Origin of the sequence: Treponema primitia ZAS-2 (genome assembly GCF_000214375.1) — a bacterium.
In the GTDB taxonomy this organism is placed as follows: domain Bacteria; phylum Spirochaetota; class Spirochaetia; order Treponematales; family Breznakiellaceae; genus Termitinema; species Termitinema primitia.
In genome coordinates, this window is sequence record NC_015578.1 from 1,757,489 (window position 1) to 1,773,709 (window position 16,221).

General features: G+C 51.5%; 12 protein-coding genes. 10 read left to right on the forward strand and 2 right to left on the reverse strand.

The annotated features are described in order from the left end of the window. Positions 1-51: 51 nt before the first annotated feature. Positions 52-567, forward strand: coding sequence for a DinB family protein (locus TREPR_RS07830; RefSeq protein WP_015707759.1), 516 nt, complete (start codon positions 52-54; stop codon positions 565-567). A gap of 190 nt (positions 568-757) precedes the next feature. On the opposite strand, the gene fusA is transcribed toward TREPR_RS07830, so the two are convergent. Next, positions 758-2,845 carry an elongation factor G gene (gene fusA / locus TREPR_RS07835; RefSeq protein WP_015707760.1) on the reverse strand — a complete coding sequence of 696 codons (2,088 nt, stop codon included), beginning with the start codon at positions 2,843-2,845 and terminating at the stop codon, positions 758-760. Between the two features lie 68 nt (positions 2,846-2,913). Here fusA and TREPR_RS07840 point away from each other — a divergent pair, with 68 nt between their 5' ends. From TREPR_RS07840 to TREPR_RS07850, 3 genes are all read left to right on the forward strand, one after another. After that, on the forward strand, positions 2,914-4,068 hold the full coding sequence (locus TREPR_RS07840; protein ID WP_015707761.1) for a hypothetical protein: 1,155 nt from the start codon (positions 2,914-2,916) through the stop codon (positions 4,066-4,068). Positions 4,069-4,129: 61 nt separating this feature from the next. Continuing rightward, complete coding sequence (locus tag TREPR_RS07845; protein ID WP_015707762.1) at positions 4,130-6,202, forward strand: DNA topoisomerase IV subunit B; 2,073 nt, start codon at positions 4,130-4,132, stop codon at positions 6,200-6,202. 74 nt (positions 6,203-6,276) lie between these two features. After that, positions 6,277-8,394 carry a sodium-translocating pyrophosphatase gene (locus TREPR_RS07850; protein ID WP_015707763.1) on the forward strand — a complete coding sequence of 706 codons (2,118 nt, stop codon included), beginning with the start codon at positions 6,277-6,279 and terminating at the stop codon, positions 8,392-8,394. A gap of 79 nt (positions 8,395-8,473) precedes the next feature. Here the strand turns inward: TREPR_RS07850 and TREPR_RS07855 are convergent, their stop codons facing one another. Continuing rightward, entirely contained in the window at positions 8,474-9,865 is a 1,392-nt protein-coding gene (locus TREPR_RS07855) for a GntP family permease (protein WP_015707764.1), read from the reverse strand. A gap of 149 nt (positions 9,866-10,014) precedes the next feature. Here TREPR_RS07855 and TREPR_RS07860 point away from each other — a divergent pair, with 149 nt between their 5' ends. The 6 genes from TREPR_RS07860 (at position 10,015) to TREPR_RS07885 (ending at position 16,202) form a co-directional block, all read left to right on the forward strand. Beyond that, positions 10,015-11,931, forward strand: coding sequence for a DNA topoisomerase IV subunit A (locus TREPR_RS07860; protein WP_015707765.1), 1,917 nt, complete (start codon positions 10,015-10,017; stop codon positions 11,929-11,931). After that, the gene (locus tag TREPR_RS07865; protein WP_015707766.1) at positions 11,932-12,711 is read left to right on the forward strand and encodes a class I SAM-dependent methyltransferase; all 780 of its coding nucleotides are present in this window, start codon (positions 11,932-11,934) and stop codon (positions 12,709-12,711) included. A gap of 119 nt (positions 12,712-12,830) precedes the next feature. Further along, positions 12,831-13,265 (forward strand): hypothetical protein, encoded by a 435-nt coding sequence (locus tag TREPR_RS07870; protein ID WP_245534806.1) that lies wholly within the window; start codon positions 12,831-12,833, stop codon positions 13,263-13,265. 5 nt (positions 13,266-13,270) lie between these two features. Beyond that, positions 13,271-14,509: an alginate export family protein gene (locus TREPR_RS07875; protein WP_148257262.1), complete on the forward strand. Its 1,239-nt coding sequence runs from the start codon at positions 13,271-13,273 to the stop codon at positions 14,507-14,509. Positions 14,510-14,536: 27 nt separating this feature from the next. Continuing rightward, positions 14,537-15,262 (forward strand): FecR family protein, encoded by a 726-nt coding sequence (locus TREPR_RS07880; RefSeq protein ID WP_015707769.1) that lies wholly within the window; start codon positions 14,537-14,539, stop codon positions 15,260-15,262. Then, positions 15,237-16,202, forward strand: a complete 966-nt coding sequence (locus TREPR_RS07885) for a DUF5018 domain-containing protein (protein ID WP_015707770.1) — start codon at positions 15,237-15,239, stop codon at positions 16,200-16,202. Before TREPR_RS07880 ends, TREPR_RS07885 begins: the two co-directional genes overlap by 26 nt. Positions 16,203-16,221: the final 19 nt, after the last annotated feature.

Below are 16,221 nucleotides of genomic sequence, written 5' to 3' on the forward strand. Positions count from 1 at the left end.
TTAGGCGTAATTTTTCCACTATTGAAAGTAATATATTGTAGGAGAATTAAAATGGATAAAAAATATTTTGAATTATTGGGAAATTATAATAAAGGGGCAAATGAGAAAATGAATACTATCATAAAAACCCTTTCTGAAGAAGAATGGGATAAAGCATTTGCCGGATATTATAAATCTATACATGAACTATGTTCCCATTTATTTATTGGAGATTATAATTGGTTAACCCGTTTTAGATCAGCTAAAAATTTTAAAAGCCTTAAAGACGAATATTTTACTAAAAATTATAGCCCTAAAGAAGCCGTGTTTAAAACTATAGATGAATATATAAACATGAGAATGGAATTGGATAAAATTATAATTGATTTAATAAATGAAATAGCAATAGAAGATATTAAGTTACTATTAAAATGGACCAATGCAAAAAAAACAACCTTTGAAAAAAGCATTGGAACATGTTTAATACATTTATCCAATCATGAAACGCATCATAGGGCAATGATTTCATTGTATTTGGATATGCTTGGAAAAGAAAACGATTATAGCAATTTATACCCATATGGATAAAAATACTTTTGAAATAGGGATAATAAGCTCAAGAAAGATAGCGAGGATGTGTGCTTAGCAGAAAACAGAGGAATTACACAGAGGGCACAGAGAATATAAAGTCGAGCCTCCGTGTCCTCTGTGTCCTCCTTTTCCTGGAGTTTGGCAAAGCCAAACTCCTTAAAGAAGAAGAATAAAAAACTTTAGTTTTTTATTCTTCTTCTTCCTTCACTCTGAATGCCTCAGACGCCTTAATCACATCCTCGGCGATGCGCCCGGAAATGGGCGCATAGTGGTCGAATTCCACGCTGAAAGACCCGGTCCCGCTGGTGATAGAACGCAGGTCTATGGAATAGCGCAGTAATTCTGCCATAGGGACCTGGGCGCGTATTTCTTCAATGCCGCCGCCAACAGAGTCCTGGCCCAGGATCTTGCCCCGCTTGCCTGAAAGGTCAGACATGACATCCCCCAGGTACTTGTCTTCCACAAAAACAGTAAGGTTGTTGACGGGTTCCAAAAGGGTAGGGGAGGCCTGTCGCATGGCTTCCCGGAAAGCGTTCCGGGCTGCTAGCTTGAAGGCCAGTTCCGAGGAATCTACCGGGTGGTACTTACCGTCTACCACCTTTACTTCTACATCCACCACTGGGTAGCCTGCCATGGTGCCTGCGGCCATCCCTTCCAGGACGCCTTTTTCTACACCGGGGATATAATTCTTGGGGATGGAGCCGCCGAAAATGGCGTTGATGAACTGGTAGTTTTCCCCCCGCTTGAGGGGGGCTATTTCCAGGAGCACCTTGCCGTATTGACCGTGGCCGCCGGTCTGTTTTTTATGGGTGTATTCGGCGGCGGCTTTTTTCGTAATGGTTTCGCGGTAGGCGATCCGGGGTACGTGGGTTTCCACTTCGATTTTTTGGGTTGCCTTTACCTTGTCCAGGATGATGTTCACCTGAAGTTCCCCCATGCCGGAAATTACTGTTTCCTTGGTTTCGCCGTTGAACTGGTACCGGAAGGTTTTGTCCTCCTCCGCCGCCCGGACAAGGAATTCCCCGAGCTTGTCATCGTCTTTTTTCGCCGCCGCATTGACCGCCACGGAATGGACCGGCTCGGGAAGGCGCAGGGGCAGGAACCTGAGGCTTGAGTCCCCGGCAGTGATAGTATCGTTGGTTCTTAAGGTAGCCGACTTGGAAATGATCCCTACATCCCCGGCGTAGAGTTCCTTGACCTCTTCCAGCTTTTTGCCCTGGCAAATGTAGAGCTTGCCTATGCGTTCCTTTTTATTTTCCGAAACATTCTGGGCATCTGATTCGGCGGCCAGTTTGCCTGTAATGATCTTGACCCAGGATAGTTTCCCCGAGAATTGGTCATAGGCAGTTTTGATAACCAGGGCGGAAAGGGGCTTTCCGGGATCGATGGGCACATCTTTTTGGTTTCCCTCCCCATCCAGGGCTATATCTTTGGCAGTATTGGGGGTAGGGACGATTTCTGCGGCAAAGTCCAGGAAAGGGATGAGGCCGGAGTTTTTGATGGCCGAACCGGCAAACACGGGGATTGTCTTGTGTTCCGCCAGGGCTTCAATAAGCCCCTTGTAAATTTCCTCCGCTTCCAGGGAGCCCTTGTCAATATAATGCTCCATTAAAGTATCGTCCCCTTCGGCGGCGGCTTCTATGAGCTTTTCCCGGGCGGCGTCCACGGCGGCCTTAAACTCCGCCGGGATAGGGCCTTCCTTTTCCAGCCCCCCGGCGCTGTCTATGGAATAGGCCTTTTCGTGCAGCACATCAATGACCCCGGCAAAGGAGGGGCCGGCCCCCATGGGTATGGTAAGCGGGATAGGGTCAATCTTGAATTTTTCCTTTAAATCATCCAAAACCTTGTTAAAGTCCGCCCGCTCTTCATCCAGTTTGGTGACGAATATGCCCCGTGGCTTCTTGCGGCCTTCCAGGTTGCGCCAGAGTTTGATGGTCTCGATCTGGATTCCTGTACGGCCGTCCACGGTAAGGAGGGCAAATTCTGAGGATCGGAAGGTTAGAATCACATCCCCGGTAAAGTCCGATGATCCGGGGGTATCAAAAATATTGATTTTTTTGCTATTGCGCTCAATATGAGCCAGGGCGGCATGGATGGAAATTTTCCGCTCTATCTCTTCGGGGCTTGAATCTCCCACGGTCTTACCGGATTCTACGGTTTCGGGCTTGGAAATTGACCCCCCCGCAAAGAGCAGCCGCTCAAAGAGGGTTGTTTTGCCGGTTCCCCCATGACCGGCTATGCTAACATTTTTGACTAGGTCTGTGGTGAAACTCATGGTATGCTCCTTAGGTGTTTCGTGAAATATATTCATCATGAATCGGTCTGGGCGGATTGTCAAGAAAAATGTCTTTAGCGTATAGTAAAAACATGGATGAACGGAAAAAAACGATTCGGGAGCTGGAAGAAAAACGCAGGGAAGTCCAAAGTTCCATAGACGGCATATTACAAGCCCTGGGGAAAAATCTTTTGGTCCGGCTGGATGGGGAAAACAGTGGAGCTTTTGCCCAGGAATTAGGTGAATACCGCCGTATTCTGGGGGATATTAAAGAGTCAGAAGAGAGTATCAGGGAAATAGAGGCGGATACCCTTCATGTGAAGGATCTGGAAGGAGAAATTAACCGGAAAGAACAGGGGAATCTGGAGAAAAACAAGGAGCTGTCAGAACTATACACCCATTTAGGCGGAATACTTCTGGAAAAAGGGGAATTTGCGAGTTTTGACGCCCCGTACCGGCACCAGGCGGAAGCCCTGGTTCAGAAAATTCAGTCCCTGGATGAACGGATCGGGGAGCTTGATGGGGCAAAGAACGCCAATATTTTTGCCTGGATTGGTAAAAGTACCCAGGGCATGGTTCTACGTTCCCTTTTGACTAAAAGCCAGGCGGGTTTATCAAAGCTTTATACTGCCGCAGGGGAAAAGTTTGCCTCCTTGAATAATCAGGTACTGGACAATCCGGCATTGCAGGATATTATGGAAACCGTGCTCCGTGTCAGGGCGGAAGCTGCCGAGCTGGGGGAGGCCCTGGCTAAACTGCGGAGTGAACACCGGGAAATCGGGGAAGCCCTGGGGCAGGACGGAAGCCCGGCGAAAAAAACCCAGGAACTGGAGCGGCATATAAGCCATGCCCGGGGGCAGCTGGCAGCCCTGTTTTTGCGTGTGGGCGGTCTTATGGCCGCTAAAAAACCTGGCGGGGAAATTTCTGAAGGGGAATCCCTCTCATTAAGTGTCGATGATATGGGCGCCCTGGATAAAGTGGGAACACTCCGGGGTGAAATTGCCGAATACGAGGGGTGTATAGAAAAACTTAAGGCATCCCTTGCCATTGATGCGGCAAGAGAGGAAATTGAGAAGATGGAAAAGTCTATCACAGGTCACAGGCAGCGGATTCGGGCCAGCGAAGAGGCCATAGCCGATTTGGAAAAACGTATTGATGAATCAAACCAGCATATTCAGAAGCTGATGAACATGGAGTACAATAAAACCCCGAGTGGTTTTTAATAAGAGAATCTCTGAAAACTTTAATTTTTAAAGAATACCGTTTGAAATAGGATAATATTGAATGGCAGTAAAAAAAGAACAAACCACGGGCAATGCTAAGGGCAAGGGCCTGGCAGCCAAGGCGACGGAAATAAAGGCCAAGGCCGCCGCTTCCGCAAAGGCAAAGACGGTCAAAACAGTTAAAGCCGGGACAAAAAAAACTGCCGGGGCAAAGGTTTCCAGGGCGGCTAAGGTCGCCGGACCCGCTAAGGCGGCTAAGGCGGCAAGTTCCGCCAAGACAGCGATCGCCCCGGCTAAACCGGCCGCATCTAAATCATCGGGATCGGCTGTCTACGATGAATCCAAGATAAAGACCCTTTCCTCTCTGGAACACATCAGGCTCAGGACCGGTATGTACATAGGCCGCCTGGGGGACGGATCAAACCCCGATGACGGCATCTATGTGCTCCTCAAGGAGATAATAGATAACGGCATTGATGAATTCATCATGGGGAACGGGAAGCATATCGAAATAGCGGTAAAGGACGGGACCGCCAAGGTCCGGGACTTTGGCCGGGGCATACCCCTAGGGAAGCTCGTGGAGTGCGTGTCGGTGATCAACACCGGAGCCAAGTACAACGACGATGTGTTTCAGTTTTCCGTGGGCCTCAACGGGGTGGGGACCAAGGCGGTGAACGCCCTGTCCTCTCATTTCCGGGTGCTCGCCTTCAGGAATGGGGAATACGCCGAAGCGGTCTTTACACGGGGTGGGCTTGTTTCCCAGAAAAAGGGAAAGCTCAAAGAAAAGATGAAGGACGGCACCTATGTTGAATTTACTCCCGATGCGGATATTTTCGGGGAGTACCAGTTCAACCTGGAATTTATTGAAAAGCGCATCCAGAACTACGCCTACCTCAACACCGGGTTAAACCTCCACTTCAACGGCAAATCCTATGTGTCCCAGCATGGGCTCTTCGATCTGCTTTCAGAAGAAATAGGGGAGGACGGGATCTACCCCACCGGGTACTATAAGGGTGAGCACCTTGAATTCGCCTTTACCCATACTTCCGGGGACAAGCACTACGGGGAGGAATACTTTTCCTTTGTAAACGGCCAGTTCACCTCCGATGGGGGGACCCATCTTTCAGCCTACAAAGAAGGGTTTCTCAAGGGGGTCCAGACCTTTTTCAAAAAAGACTACCGCAGTGAGGATATCCGGGAGGGGATCACCGCGGCGGTGGCGGTAAAACTTAAAAACCCAGTTTTTGAAAGCCAGACCAAGAACAAGCTGGGAAACTCGGATATCAGGACCTGGATAGTGCAGGAAGTTAAGGATGCTGTGGAGGACTGGCTCCATAAAAACCAGGAGGCGGCAAAAAAACTGGAAATAAAGATCATTTCCAACGAAAAACTCAGGACCGAGCTTAATGCAGTTAAAAAGGAAGCCCGGGAGGCCGCCAAAAAGATCGCCCTTAAGATACCCAAACTCAAGGACTGCAAGTACCATCTGGAGGATGGAATTTTCGGGGACAAGTCCACCATATTTATTACCGAAGGAGATTCCGCTTCGGGGTCCATGGTTTCCAGCCGGGATGTGATGACCCAGGCCCTGTTTTCCCTGCGTGGCAAGATCGAAAACATGTACGGTAAAAAACGGGCGGCGATCTACAAAAACGAGGAACTCTACAATATGATGATGGCCCTGGGCATTGAAAACGATACCCAGGGCCTCCGCTACGCCCGGATCGTCATCGCCACGGATGCGGACTTTGACGGTTTCCATATACGGAACCTGCTGCTCACTTTTTTCCTCTCCTACTTTGAGGAGCTGGTTACCTCAGGCCGGGTCTTTATCCTGGAAACCCCCCTGTTCCGGGTGCGTACGAAAAAAGATACTCTCTATTGCTACAATGAAAAGGAGCGGGATCAGGCGGTGACAAACTTGGGCAACCAGAGCGAAGTGACCCGCTTCAAGGGCCTGGGAGAGATAAGCCCCAAGGAGTTCGGCCAGTTTATCGGTGAGGATATACGGCTGGTTCCTGTATCGATTAGCGTTCTCAAGGCGGTGCCCCAGGTACTGACTTTTTACATGGGCAAAAACACCCCGGAGCGCCGGGACTATATCATGAAAAATCTGATCGACGATGCGGGCTAAATGAGGTTTTTACTATATAAATATTTTTGTAGCTTTTTTCAAATTCACCGTTTATACTGTCCATAGGAGGAATTATGGACGAACGGTTTTTTATATTAGTGCCAATTGGTTCCGTCATTGCGTTGATTTTTGCATTTATCCAGGGCCGCAAGGTCCTGGGTTTTTCTGAGGGCAGCGAGCTTATGCAGAAGATATCCCGCTCAATCCGCCAGGGGGCCAATGCCTACCTGAAGCGGCAGTACACCGGGGTATTGCTGTTTTTCGTGGTTATGTTTGTGGTTCTGGGGATCATGGCCTTTGCGGGGTTCCTTACCCCCTTTGTGCCCTTTGCCTTTGTTACCGGGGGTTTCTTTTCCGGCCTTTCCGGCTTTGTGGGTATGAAGATAGCCACTGCCGCCAATTCCCGGACCACCCAGGCTTCTTCGGAAAGTCTGGACCGGGGCCTCAGGGTGGCGTTCTCTTCCGGTACCGTCATGGGCTTTACCGTGGTGGGCCTGGGGCTCCTGGACCTGTCGATATGGTTTTTCCTTTTGAAGTATGTGTTTTATGCAAATTTGGCGGCTGACCCCGCGGAACAGGTACGGGCCATTTCTGCGGCCATGCTGACCTTCGGCATGGGCGCTTCCAGCATGGCCCTCTTCGCCCGGGTCGGGGGCGGTATCTTTACCAAGGCCGCCGATGTGGGCGCCGACCTGGTCGGCAAGGTCGAGGCGGGCATCCCCGAGGATGATCCCCGGAACCCGGCGGTTATCGCGGATAATGTGGGTGACAACGTGGGTGACGTGGCCGGCATGGGCGCGGATCTTTACGAATCCTATGTAGGTTCCATTGTGGCCACCATCGCCCTGGCGGTTGCCGCGGGGTATGACTATGGCGGTGCTGCGGTTCCCATGATCATCGCATCCGTGGGGATCGTGGCTTCCCTGATCGGGACCTTCTTTGTGCGCTGCAAGGAAAACACGGATCAGAAGGTCCTGCTGGCAGCCCTCCGAAAGGGGACCTATGTTTCTTCGGCGATCATCATCCTGGCGGCCTACCCAATCATTTATTATTTCCTGGACTGCGCCAAGCATCCGGAACGGATCGGGGTGTATTTTGCCATCCTTTCCGGACTTATCGCCGGGGTGCTCATCGGCTTCTTTACCGAATACTTCACCTCCCAGACCTATAAGCCCACCAAGGAACTTGCAGGTAGCAGCCTTACCGGGTCGGCCACCATCATCATCGGGGGTATTTCCCTGGGCATGATGTCCACGGTTCTCCCGGCGATCATCGTGGGGGTTTCAGTACTGGTAAGCTTCTTTTGTTCCAACGGCGCCCAGAGCTTTGCCCAGGGCCTGTACGGGGTGGGCATTTCCGCAGTGGGAATGCTTTCCACCCTGGGTATAACCCTGGCCACCGACGCCTACGGCCCTGTGGCTGACAACGCCGGAGGTATCGCCGAAATGGCCCACCTGCCCGCAGAAGTCCGGGAAAGGACCGACGCCCTGGATTCCCTGGGAAATACCACCGCTGCCACGGGCAAGGGCTTTGCCATAGGTTCAGCGGCCCTCACCGCCCTTGCCCTTATAGTAGCCTATACGGATGAGGTGGCGATCAAGGCGCCTGACTTTATCTTCAACCTTAACATCACCAATCCTCCGGTACTGATCGGCCTCTTTGTGGGGGCCATGCTGCCATTCCTCTTCTCTGCCATGACCATGCGAGCCGTGGGCCGGGCAGCCCAGAACATCGTGGTGGAAGTCCGCCGCCAGTTCAGGGAGATTAAGGGCCTCATGGAAGGGACCGCGGATGCAGATTATGCTACCTGCGTGGATATCTGTACCAAGGGCGCCCAGAAAGAGATGATTGCCCCGGCCTTAACGGGAATTATCTCCCCCATTGCGGTGGGGCTCATCCTGGGGGTGAACGGCGTGGTGGGAATGCTCGCCGGGGCCACCACCACAGGCTTTGTGCTGGCGGTGATGATGGCCAATTCCGGGGGCGCCTGGGATAACGCCAAAAAGTACATCGAAGAGGGCAACTACGGCGGCAAGGGCTCGGATGCCCACAAGGCCGCAGTGGTAGGCGATACCGTGGGGGACCCCTTTAAGGACACCTCCGGGCCGTCGATCAACATTTTGATCAAGCTGCTTTCCATGGTTTCCATTGTGTTTGCCGGGCTGATTATCCGGTTTGCGTTGTTTAAGTAAAAACAAAGAGAGAGAAGAGTAACCACTTTTAAATACGGCTGCTGAAGTGACTCCCCGGTGATCCCGGGGAGTTTTCGTTCTAGTGAAGGATCAGGGAGAGGATAAATACCCCCGCCATACCGCAGAGGCCTTCAATGAGGGTCGCAGTGGTTTGGGTTTTATAGCCCTGCTCAGGGGTCATACCGCCGAAGTTAGTAACCACCCAGAAGTAGGAATCGTTGGCGTGGGATACCGTCATGGCGCCGGCGCCTATGGCAATTACCGTCAGGGCTGCCCGGGCCGGGGAATCCAGATTCAGAACCCCCAGGAGGGGCGCCACAATACCGGCGGTGGTGGTTAGGGCTACGGTTGAAGAACCCTGGGCGGTCTTGAGAATCGCCGACAGGAGGAAGGGGAAGAAGATGCCCACGGCGGCCAGGGCTTGAGAATTAGTGGTAATAAACCTGACAATATCCGTAGATGCGATAACCCTGCCCAGGACGCCGCCCGCAGCGGTGATGAAGAGTATGGGGCCCACAACTTTGAGGGTCTCGTTGGTGATATCGTAGAATTTATCCAGCTTATTTGCGGTAATAAGCTGCCAGACTGCAAAGAGAACCCCTACCGCCAGGGCGATAATGGGGGTTCCCAGGAAGGTGCTGATTTGGAAGGCAGAACCTGCCCATTTTGCCATGGAGGCAATTGAACCCAGTGCCATGAGGATGATGGGGACAATAATCGGCGCCAGGGAGATAGCGCCGTTGGGGAGCTTGCCGTAACCGGCGACAATTTCTTCGTAGGTCTTGGTCACTCCGCCAATATCAATGTCTTCCTTGGATTTTACCTTTTTCCCAATGTATTGGGCAAACACTGTGGAACCTATCAATGCGGGGATAGATACCAGGACGCCGAGTCCCATAACGAGGAGCAGGTTATTTCCCACCCCCAGGGTATTGGCTGCCGCAATGGGGCCGGGAGTCGGAGGGATAAAGACATGGGATGCATAGAGGCCCGTGGACAGGGCCACGCTCATGGCCACACTGCTTACCTTAGTACGTTTAACCAGGGCCTTGCGGATGGGGTCCAGGATAACAAAGCCGGAATCGCAGAATACGGGGATGGAAACCACCCAACCCATGAGCTGCATAGCCAGAACCGGATGTTTGGGGCCAACCACCTTGATGACCATATCAGCCAGTTTAAAAGCCGCCCCGGTTGCCTCCAGCACGGTGCCTACCAGAGCGCCCAGGATGATCACGATACCGATGCTGGTAAAGGTTCCCGAGAACCCCGCTCCGATAACATTGGCAATCCCCTGTACGACACTCTTGTCTTCCCGGGTGACATTCACCAGGGGGATTCCCCCAATCAATCCAAAAAGAAGAGAGATCGCCATAATCGCAAGAAAAGGGTGAATCTTCAGTTTGGAGATAGCGAGGATCATCACGATAATTGCGATGATAAAAACGATAATAAGTCCGATGCCTGTCATTATTAGACCTCCTGAATAAGTATTGTATCATTACAGCGGATTTGCAACAAAAATTTACGGCTATGAGCCTCGGTAAATCTTCTAAGACAATCTGTCCCCGGGGTATTACCCCGCCCCTTCCTTTTATGCTATAATAACCCAATAAAATTATGGCATACGTTAAAAATCTATTCGACCGGAATTTTCTGGAATACGCCTCCTATGTTATCAAAGACCGGGCCATTCCTGATTTGGAGGACGGCCTTAAGCCGGTCCAGCGGCGCATACTCCACTCGCTTTTCGAGATGGACGACGGGAAGTACCACAAGGTAGCCAATGTGGTGGGTCACTGTATGCAGTATCACCCCCACGGGGACGCTTCCATCGGGTCCGCCCTGGTGGTTTTGGCCAATAAGGACTTCTTTATCGACCGTCAAGGGAACTTCGGGAATATCCTCACCGGGGATGATGCTTCAGCGCCCCGGTACATCGAGTGCCGGAATACACCCCTGGCAAAGGATATCTTTTACAACCCCAAACTGACCCCCATGGCGGACTCCTACGACGGCCGGAAAAAGGAGCCCATCCTCTTCCCCGCAAAGATCCCTGTGGTCCTGGTCATGGGCGCCGAGGGGATTGCGGTGGGTATGTCCACCAAAATCCTGCCCCACAATATCATTGAGGTGCTGGAAGCGGAAAAGGCCTGCCTTTCGGGGAAGAAGTTCGAGCTTTTTCCGGACTTTCCTTCCGGGGGCATGGTGGATGTATCGGAATACCGGGATGGGAATGGCAAGGTCCTGGTCCGGGCCAAGCTGGACACCTCGGACCCCAAACGCATTGTCATCCGGGAACTGCCCTTTGGCTCCACCACTGAAAGCCTGATCAACAGCGTTGAAACCGCTGCTAAAGCCGGGCGGATCAAGATACAGTCCATCAATGATTTTACTACCAGCGCAGTGGAGATCGAGGTCAAGCTCGCCCGTGGAGTTTACTCCGAAGAAACCGTAAACGCACTTTTTGCTTTTACCGAATGCGAGCAGTCCATATCGATAAACCTCCTGGTGATCAAGGACAATTATCCTGTGGTGATGACCGTCACCGAGGTGATAAAGCACCATGCCAAACAGTTAGTAAAAGTGCTCACCCGGGAACTGGAGTTGGAAAAAAAGGAACTCCAGGATAAGCTCCACCTGCGTACCCTGGAGCGCATCTTTATTGAAGAGCGGATTTACAAGGGCATAGAAAAAATGAAAACCGCCGAGGGGGTTACCAAGGCGGTGATCGACGGGTTCAAGCCCTTCCTCAAGGAAATCGGATCCCGGGGGGTGAGCCCGGAAGATGTGGAACACCTGCTGCGTATCCCCATACGCCGCATATCACTTTATGATATTAACAAAGCCCGGGCGGAAATGTCGGAGATCCAGGCGCGTATCAAGGAAATTAACAATCACCTTAAAAACATTACCGCCTATGCCTTAGGCTTTCTGGACAGTATTATTGCCAAGGTCAAGGCTAACGAGGAGCTGGGCAAGGGGGCGCGGAAAACCAGGGTGGGCAAATTTGACAAGGTTGATGTGAAGGAAATTGTTAAAAAGGATCTGGAGCTCAAGTACGACAAGGGATCGGGTTACCTGGGAACCGCTGTAACCGGAGAAGTCGCCGCAGAGGTCTCCCCCTTTGACCGGATCCTTACCCTTAAAAATAACGGTTCCTGGTCTGTAACGGACCTGCCTGAAAAAGCCTTCGTGGGTCCCGGCGCATGGTGGATTGGGGTTGCTGAAAAGGAAATTCTTTCCGCCATTGTGTTTACCGTTATTTACAAGGATACTGACGGCCACCCCTGCATCAAACGCTGCGTCATTGAGGGGTGGATTATGAACAAAGACTATTCCCTGGTCCCCGAAGGCGCCCAGGTGCTGCATATCGACACCAGGGAAAAATTTGTCTTTACCCTGCATTATGTACCCAGGCCCCGGCTCAAGATATTGACTGAAGTTTTTAAGGCCCAAAATTATGCGGTCCGGGGCCTCAAGGCCGGGGGGATACGGCTTTCTTCCAAGGAAGTGAAAAAGGCAGAGGTCAAATAAGTGCCTGAATGGTTTGAGGACGGGCATTTCTGGGAGCACTACGGCCCGATCATGTTTGACCGCAAGCGCTGGGACGAAGTGCCCCTGGTAGCCGATGGGCTTACCCGGATGGCGCGGCTTGATCTCTATCACAGGGATACTACCGGAAGCAGTAACACTGAGCAAGGCCCCAGGGTGCTGGATCTTTGCTGCGGCTTCGGGCGCATTGCCCTGGAGCTGGCCCGGCGGGGCTTTTCCGTTACCGGGGTGGACATCACCGAAACCTACCTGAATACCGGCCGCGAGGATGCCTCTTATGAAAAACTGGATGTGGAATTTGTCAAAGGCGATGTGCGGGATTTCAAGCGCTCCGGCTTTTTTGATCTTGCACTGAACCTGTACATATCCTTTGGCTATTTTGAAAATCCCGCAGATGATCTGCTCTTTGCCCGTAATGCCTGTGAAGCCCTCAAGCCCGGGGGCAGTTTTATTATTGAAACCCTGGGCAAGGAGATCGCCGTCAGGGATTTTGTAGAAGCCGAGTGGTTTGAGAGGGCAGGGTACACGGTCCTGACCGAGTACGCCCCGGCGGATTCCTGGGCGGGCCTGAAAAACCGGTGGATACTCATCAAAGGCGGGGAGCGGATCGAGAAAGTTTTTACCCAGCGGCTTTACGCGGGTTCAGAAATCAGGCGGCTCCTCTTTGACGCGGGGTTTTCTTCTGTGGAACTCTACGGCAGCTGGGATGAGGCGCCCTACGATCACCGGGCGGAAGTTCTTATTGCGGTGGGACGAAAATAATACTATATATATGTATAGTATTTTAATATTTTTGAATTCATGGATTTTTTAAAAAAGGGTGATATACTTGAACTGGTGTAATTTTGAAACAAACTGCCCCAGAGCCGCGTATTTGTTTTTTGCTCGCCACTCTTTTCGTGCTTTTCATAAGCGGGGGGAAAATCTATGCCCAGACTGCTGCGGAAATTGACCGAATTCTGGAAAGCCCGGAAATAAGCAGCGCCCAGGCCGCAGGTTTTGTACAGATGGCGGCGGGATTGCTTCCGGATTCCGATTTTCTTTCAATCGCGGGTTCCCGGACCCCTATCAAATTGGGGGAACTGTGCTTTCTCATTATGAAATCCTTTAACCTGAAGGGGAGTTTTTTGTACACCCTTTTTCCGGGCCCCCGCTATAGCTACCGGGAATTGCGGTATATGCGGCTGCTGCCGGAACCGAGTGATCCGGCTATGAGGGTAAGCGGTTTACAACTCATGCAGATTGTGGAACGGGTATTGAATTATCTTGAAAGTGATGAAAAAGCAGCTTTGGCCTTGAATCGGGGGGCGAAGTGAGGATCATGGGACGGCGTAAAACAGCTGTTTTTTGGGAACTGATCCTGATTTTTTGCGCATCCGGGGGGTTTGGGGCGGACTTTGGGGTGGTGGTGAAAACGGAACCGGAATATGGATCAGGCTCGGAGAACTTCACCCTTACCGGAAGCGTCAATCCCTGGGTTTCCGCGCTTTTTAGCCCCGCCTTTAACCTGTATGTATCCGCTGGGGCGTATGCGGAATATACCGAACAGTCGCTACCCTTCAGCCGGGAAGGGTTTCCCCTTTTGATTGAACTGGAGCGTTTGGAATTGAATTGGCGGCCGGTTCCCACAGTGTCTTTTCAGCTGGGCCGGCAGCAGTATGGGGACCCGGCGGGACTTATCATGGCCGGGTTATTCGACGGGCTCCATGGGTCCTGGGGTTTTGAGAGGCTTCGTTTTTCCCTGGGGGCTTTGTATACAGGATTACTGTACAAAAAAACGGCGAATATCGCTATGACCGCCCATGATTTGGAAAGCTATGCCGCCGGAACGGATTACCGTGATATGACAAGTTATTTTGCTTCCAAACGGATTCTGGTCCCGGTTATGGTGGAATTTTCCGATTTGAGTCCCCGGTCTTCCCTGGCGCTTAGCGTTATTGCCCAATTTGATATGAACCGTAGTGATATTGAGGACGACGAGGCGCCCCTTCACAGCCAATATCTGGAAATTCAATACCTTATAGAGCCCCGGGAACCGCTGCACATCACCTTTGCCGCCAGTGCGGGGCTAGTGGAGTATGGAAAACCGCAAATGGGTTTTGCCGCCATGGTAGGGGCGGACTATGAACCGCCTCAGGCGGTGAAGGATTTACTTTCTTTTCAGATGCGTTGGTCAAGCGGGAGGATGGATAGTTTTTTTGCCCCCTTTTTCCCGGTGAGTAATATTGCGGTGGGGGAAATTTTTACTCCCCGCTTAACGGGTTTGATGCAGCTCAAGGCTGCTTATAGCATACGGCCCCATACTAATTTTAGTGCCGAGGCGGGAGCGGGTTATTTTATCAGAACCGATTTAGAAACCCTGCAGGATGCAAATTTGGATCCTGCTTTAGATTCCCGGTTTTTAGGCGGGGAGCTTTACTGTTCGTTAATATGGGCACCCCAATCGACGCTCAGGCTGACAGCCGGGGGCGGTGCTTTTTTTCCGGGATTGGGAGGGGCCTTTGCTTCTGATACCGGAATTAGATGGAAAGCCTCATTAGGGCTTATGGTTTCTTTGTAAAGGCGAGTAGAAAGATTGGAGATTGTTATGAAAAAGTATCCGGCAAGCCTGTTGTTTATCTGGGTTTTAGCGGTTCCGTCCATGGGGCTTTGGGCTCAGAATGGGGCGGTATCCAAGGCGCGGGAAACTACGTCGCAAGCAGCGTTTATTCAGGAGATTAGCGGGAAGGTGGAAACCAAGGCTCCGGGCTCAGACTGGGTTAGCGCCGTTGAAGGCCAAATGATAGAAAATGGGACCATGATTTCCACGGGCTTTAAGGGTGTAGCCCTGATAGCATTGGGAAATTCAGTTTTGACCGTGCGGCCTTTAACCAGGCTGACCTTACGGGAAATTCGGGAAAACGCCGGGAATGAACAGGTACGATTGGATATGGAAACAGGCAGGATACGGGCGGATGTGTCCCCTCCGGCAGGGGGCAGGACGGATTTTATGGTCCGCAGCCCCATCACAACAGCTTCAGTGCGGGGGACATCCTTTGAGTTTGATGGGACGATCCTGATAGTCGCCCAGGGGCAGGTACGCTTTACCGGCGGGGATAGTACATCGGTATATGTAAGCGCAGGCCATAGGGTTACCATAAATTCAATGTCCGGGGAACCCATCCTGGTTGCAGAAATGATACGGGAAGAAATGAAACCGGATTTACCCGCAGGGATGAGCGCAGCTGCGCGGGGGAAGGAAATAAATCCATGGAAGGGTACAGATTTGTCAGCGGAGGGAACCGTGTATGTCGGTACGAAATGGGTTGAATGAATTGAAGAAGGCCATAATGGGATTGGCCGTTTTGTTATTTTTGGCTTCCTGTGATTTCTTAATGGGCCCCCCTGTGGAGCAGGGGAATGTAACAATCCATACCGGCCGCAATGGAAGAGCTGCCCTGACCCACGATATTACCGATCAGTTTCAGTACACGTTTATTTTTACCGGGCCGGAGCAGCATTTTGAATGGACCCCTGCTCCGGGAGTGTCTTCACGAACCCTGGCCTTAGATATGGGAGAATGGCTTGTTGAAGTCAGCGCTTTTAACGGGAACATAGTTGTTGGAGAGGGGAAAGAACGTTTTACGGTTGTGCGGGGAGATAATCCGGTTGAAGTACTGATGCGGGAGACTTCCAGGAGCATAAAAATTTTTAACATCACTAGCCCGGTTAGCGCAGTGGGGATCGTGGATGAGGCCGCCCATACCGTTGCCATCAATGTGCCTTACGGAACGGATGTAATGAATATGGTTACTTCAATCACCCATACCGGAGCGTCCATACGTCCTGAATCCGGGACGGAGCAGGACTTTACCGATGCGGTGCTTTATACGGTAACTGCAGCGAATGGTTCAACCCAGGAATATGAGGTACGCGTAGTAATACTGGACCGTCAGGAAATAAGTATTACCTTTACCGATCCTATGGATACAAACGTTGGCCTTACGGTTAGTGGTATGGGTCTGACCTATGATGATCCAACGGATACGTATACGCTTCTCTGGCTTCCCCCGAGCGTTTTAAGGCTGACCGCAGCGGGAGGTCTCGAATACCAGTGGCACGTGGATGGGATCGATAGTACCGGCTGGGTCGCCACGGCCAGCTATGATCGTCAAGGTAATTCATTTGCTCTGGGGCAGCATCAGATCATGGTCAAGATCAGGACTTCAGCAGGGGCAGTGTACTCGGAGACGGTTAATTTTATTGTAGACTGAGTGTGAAAAGGATGGATGT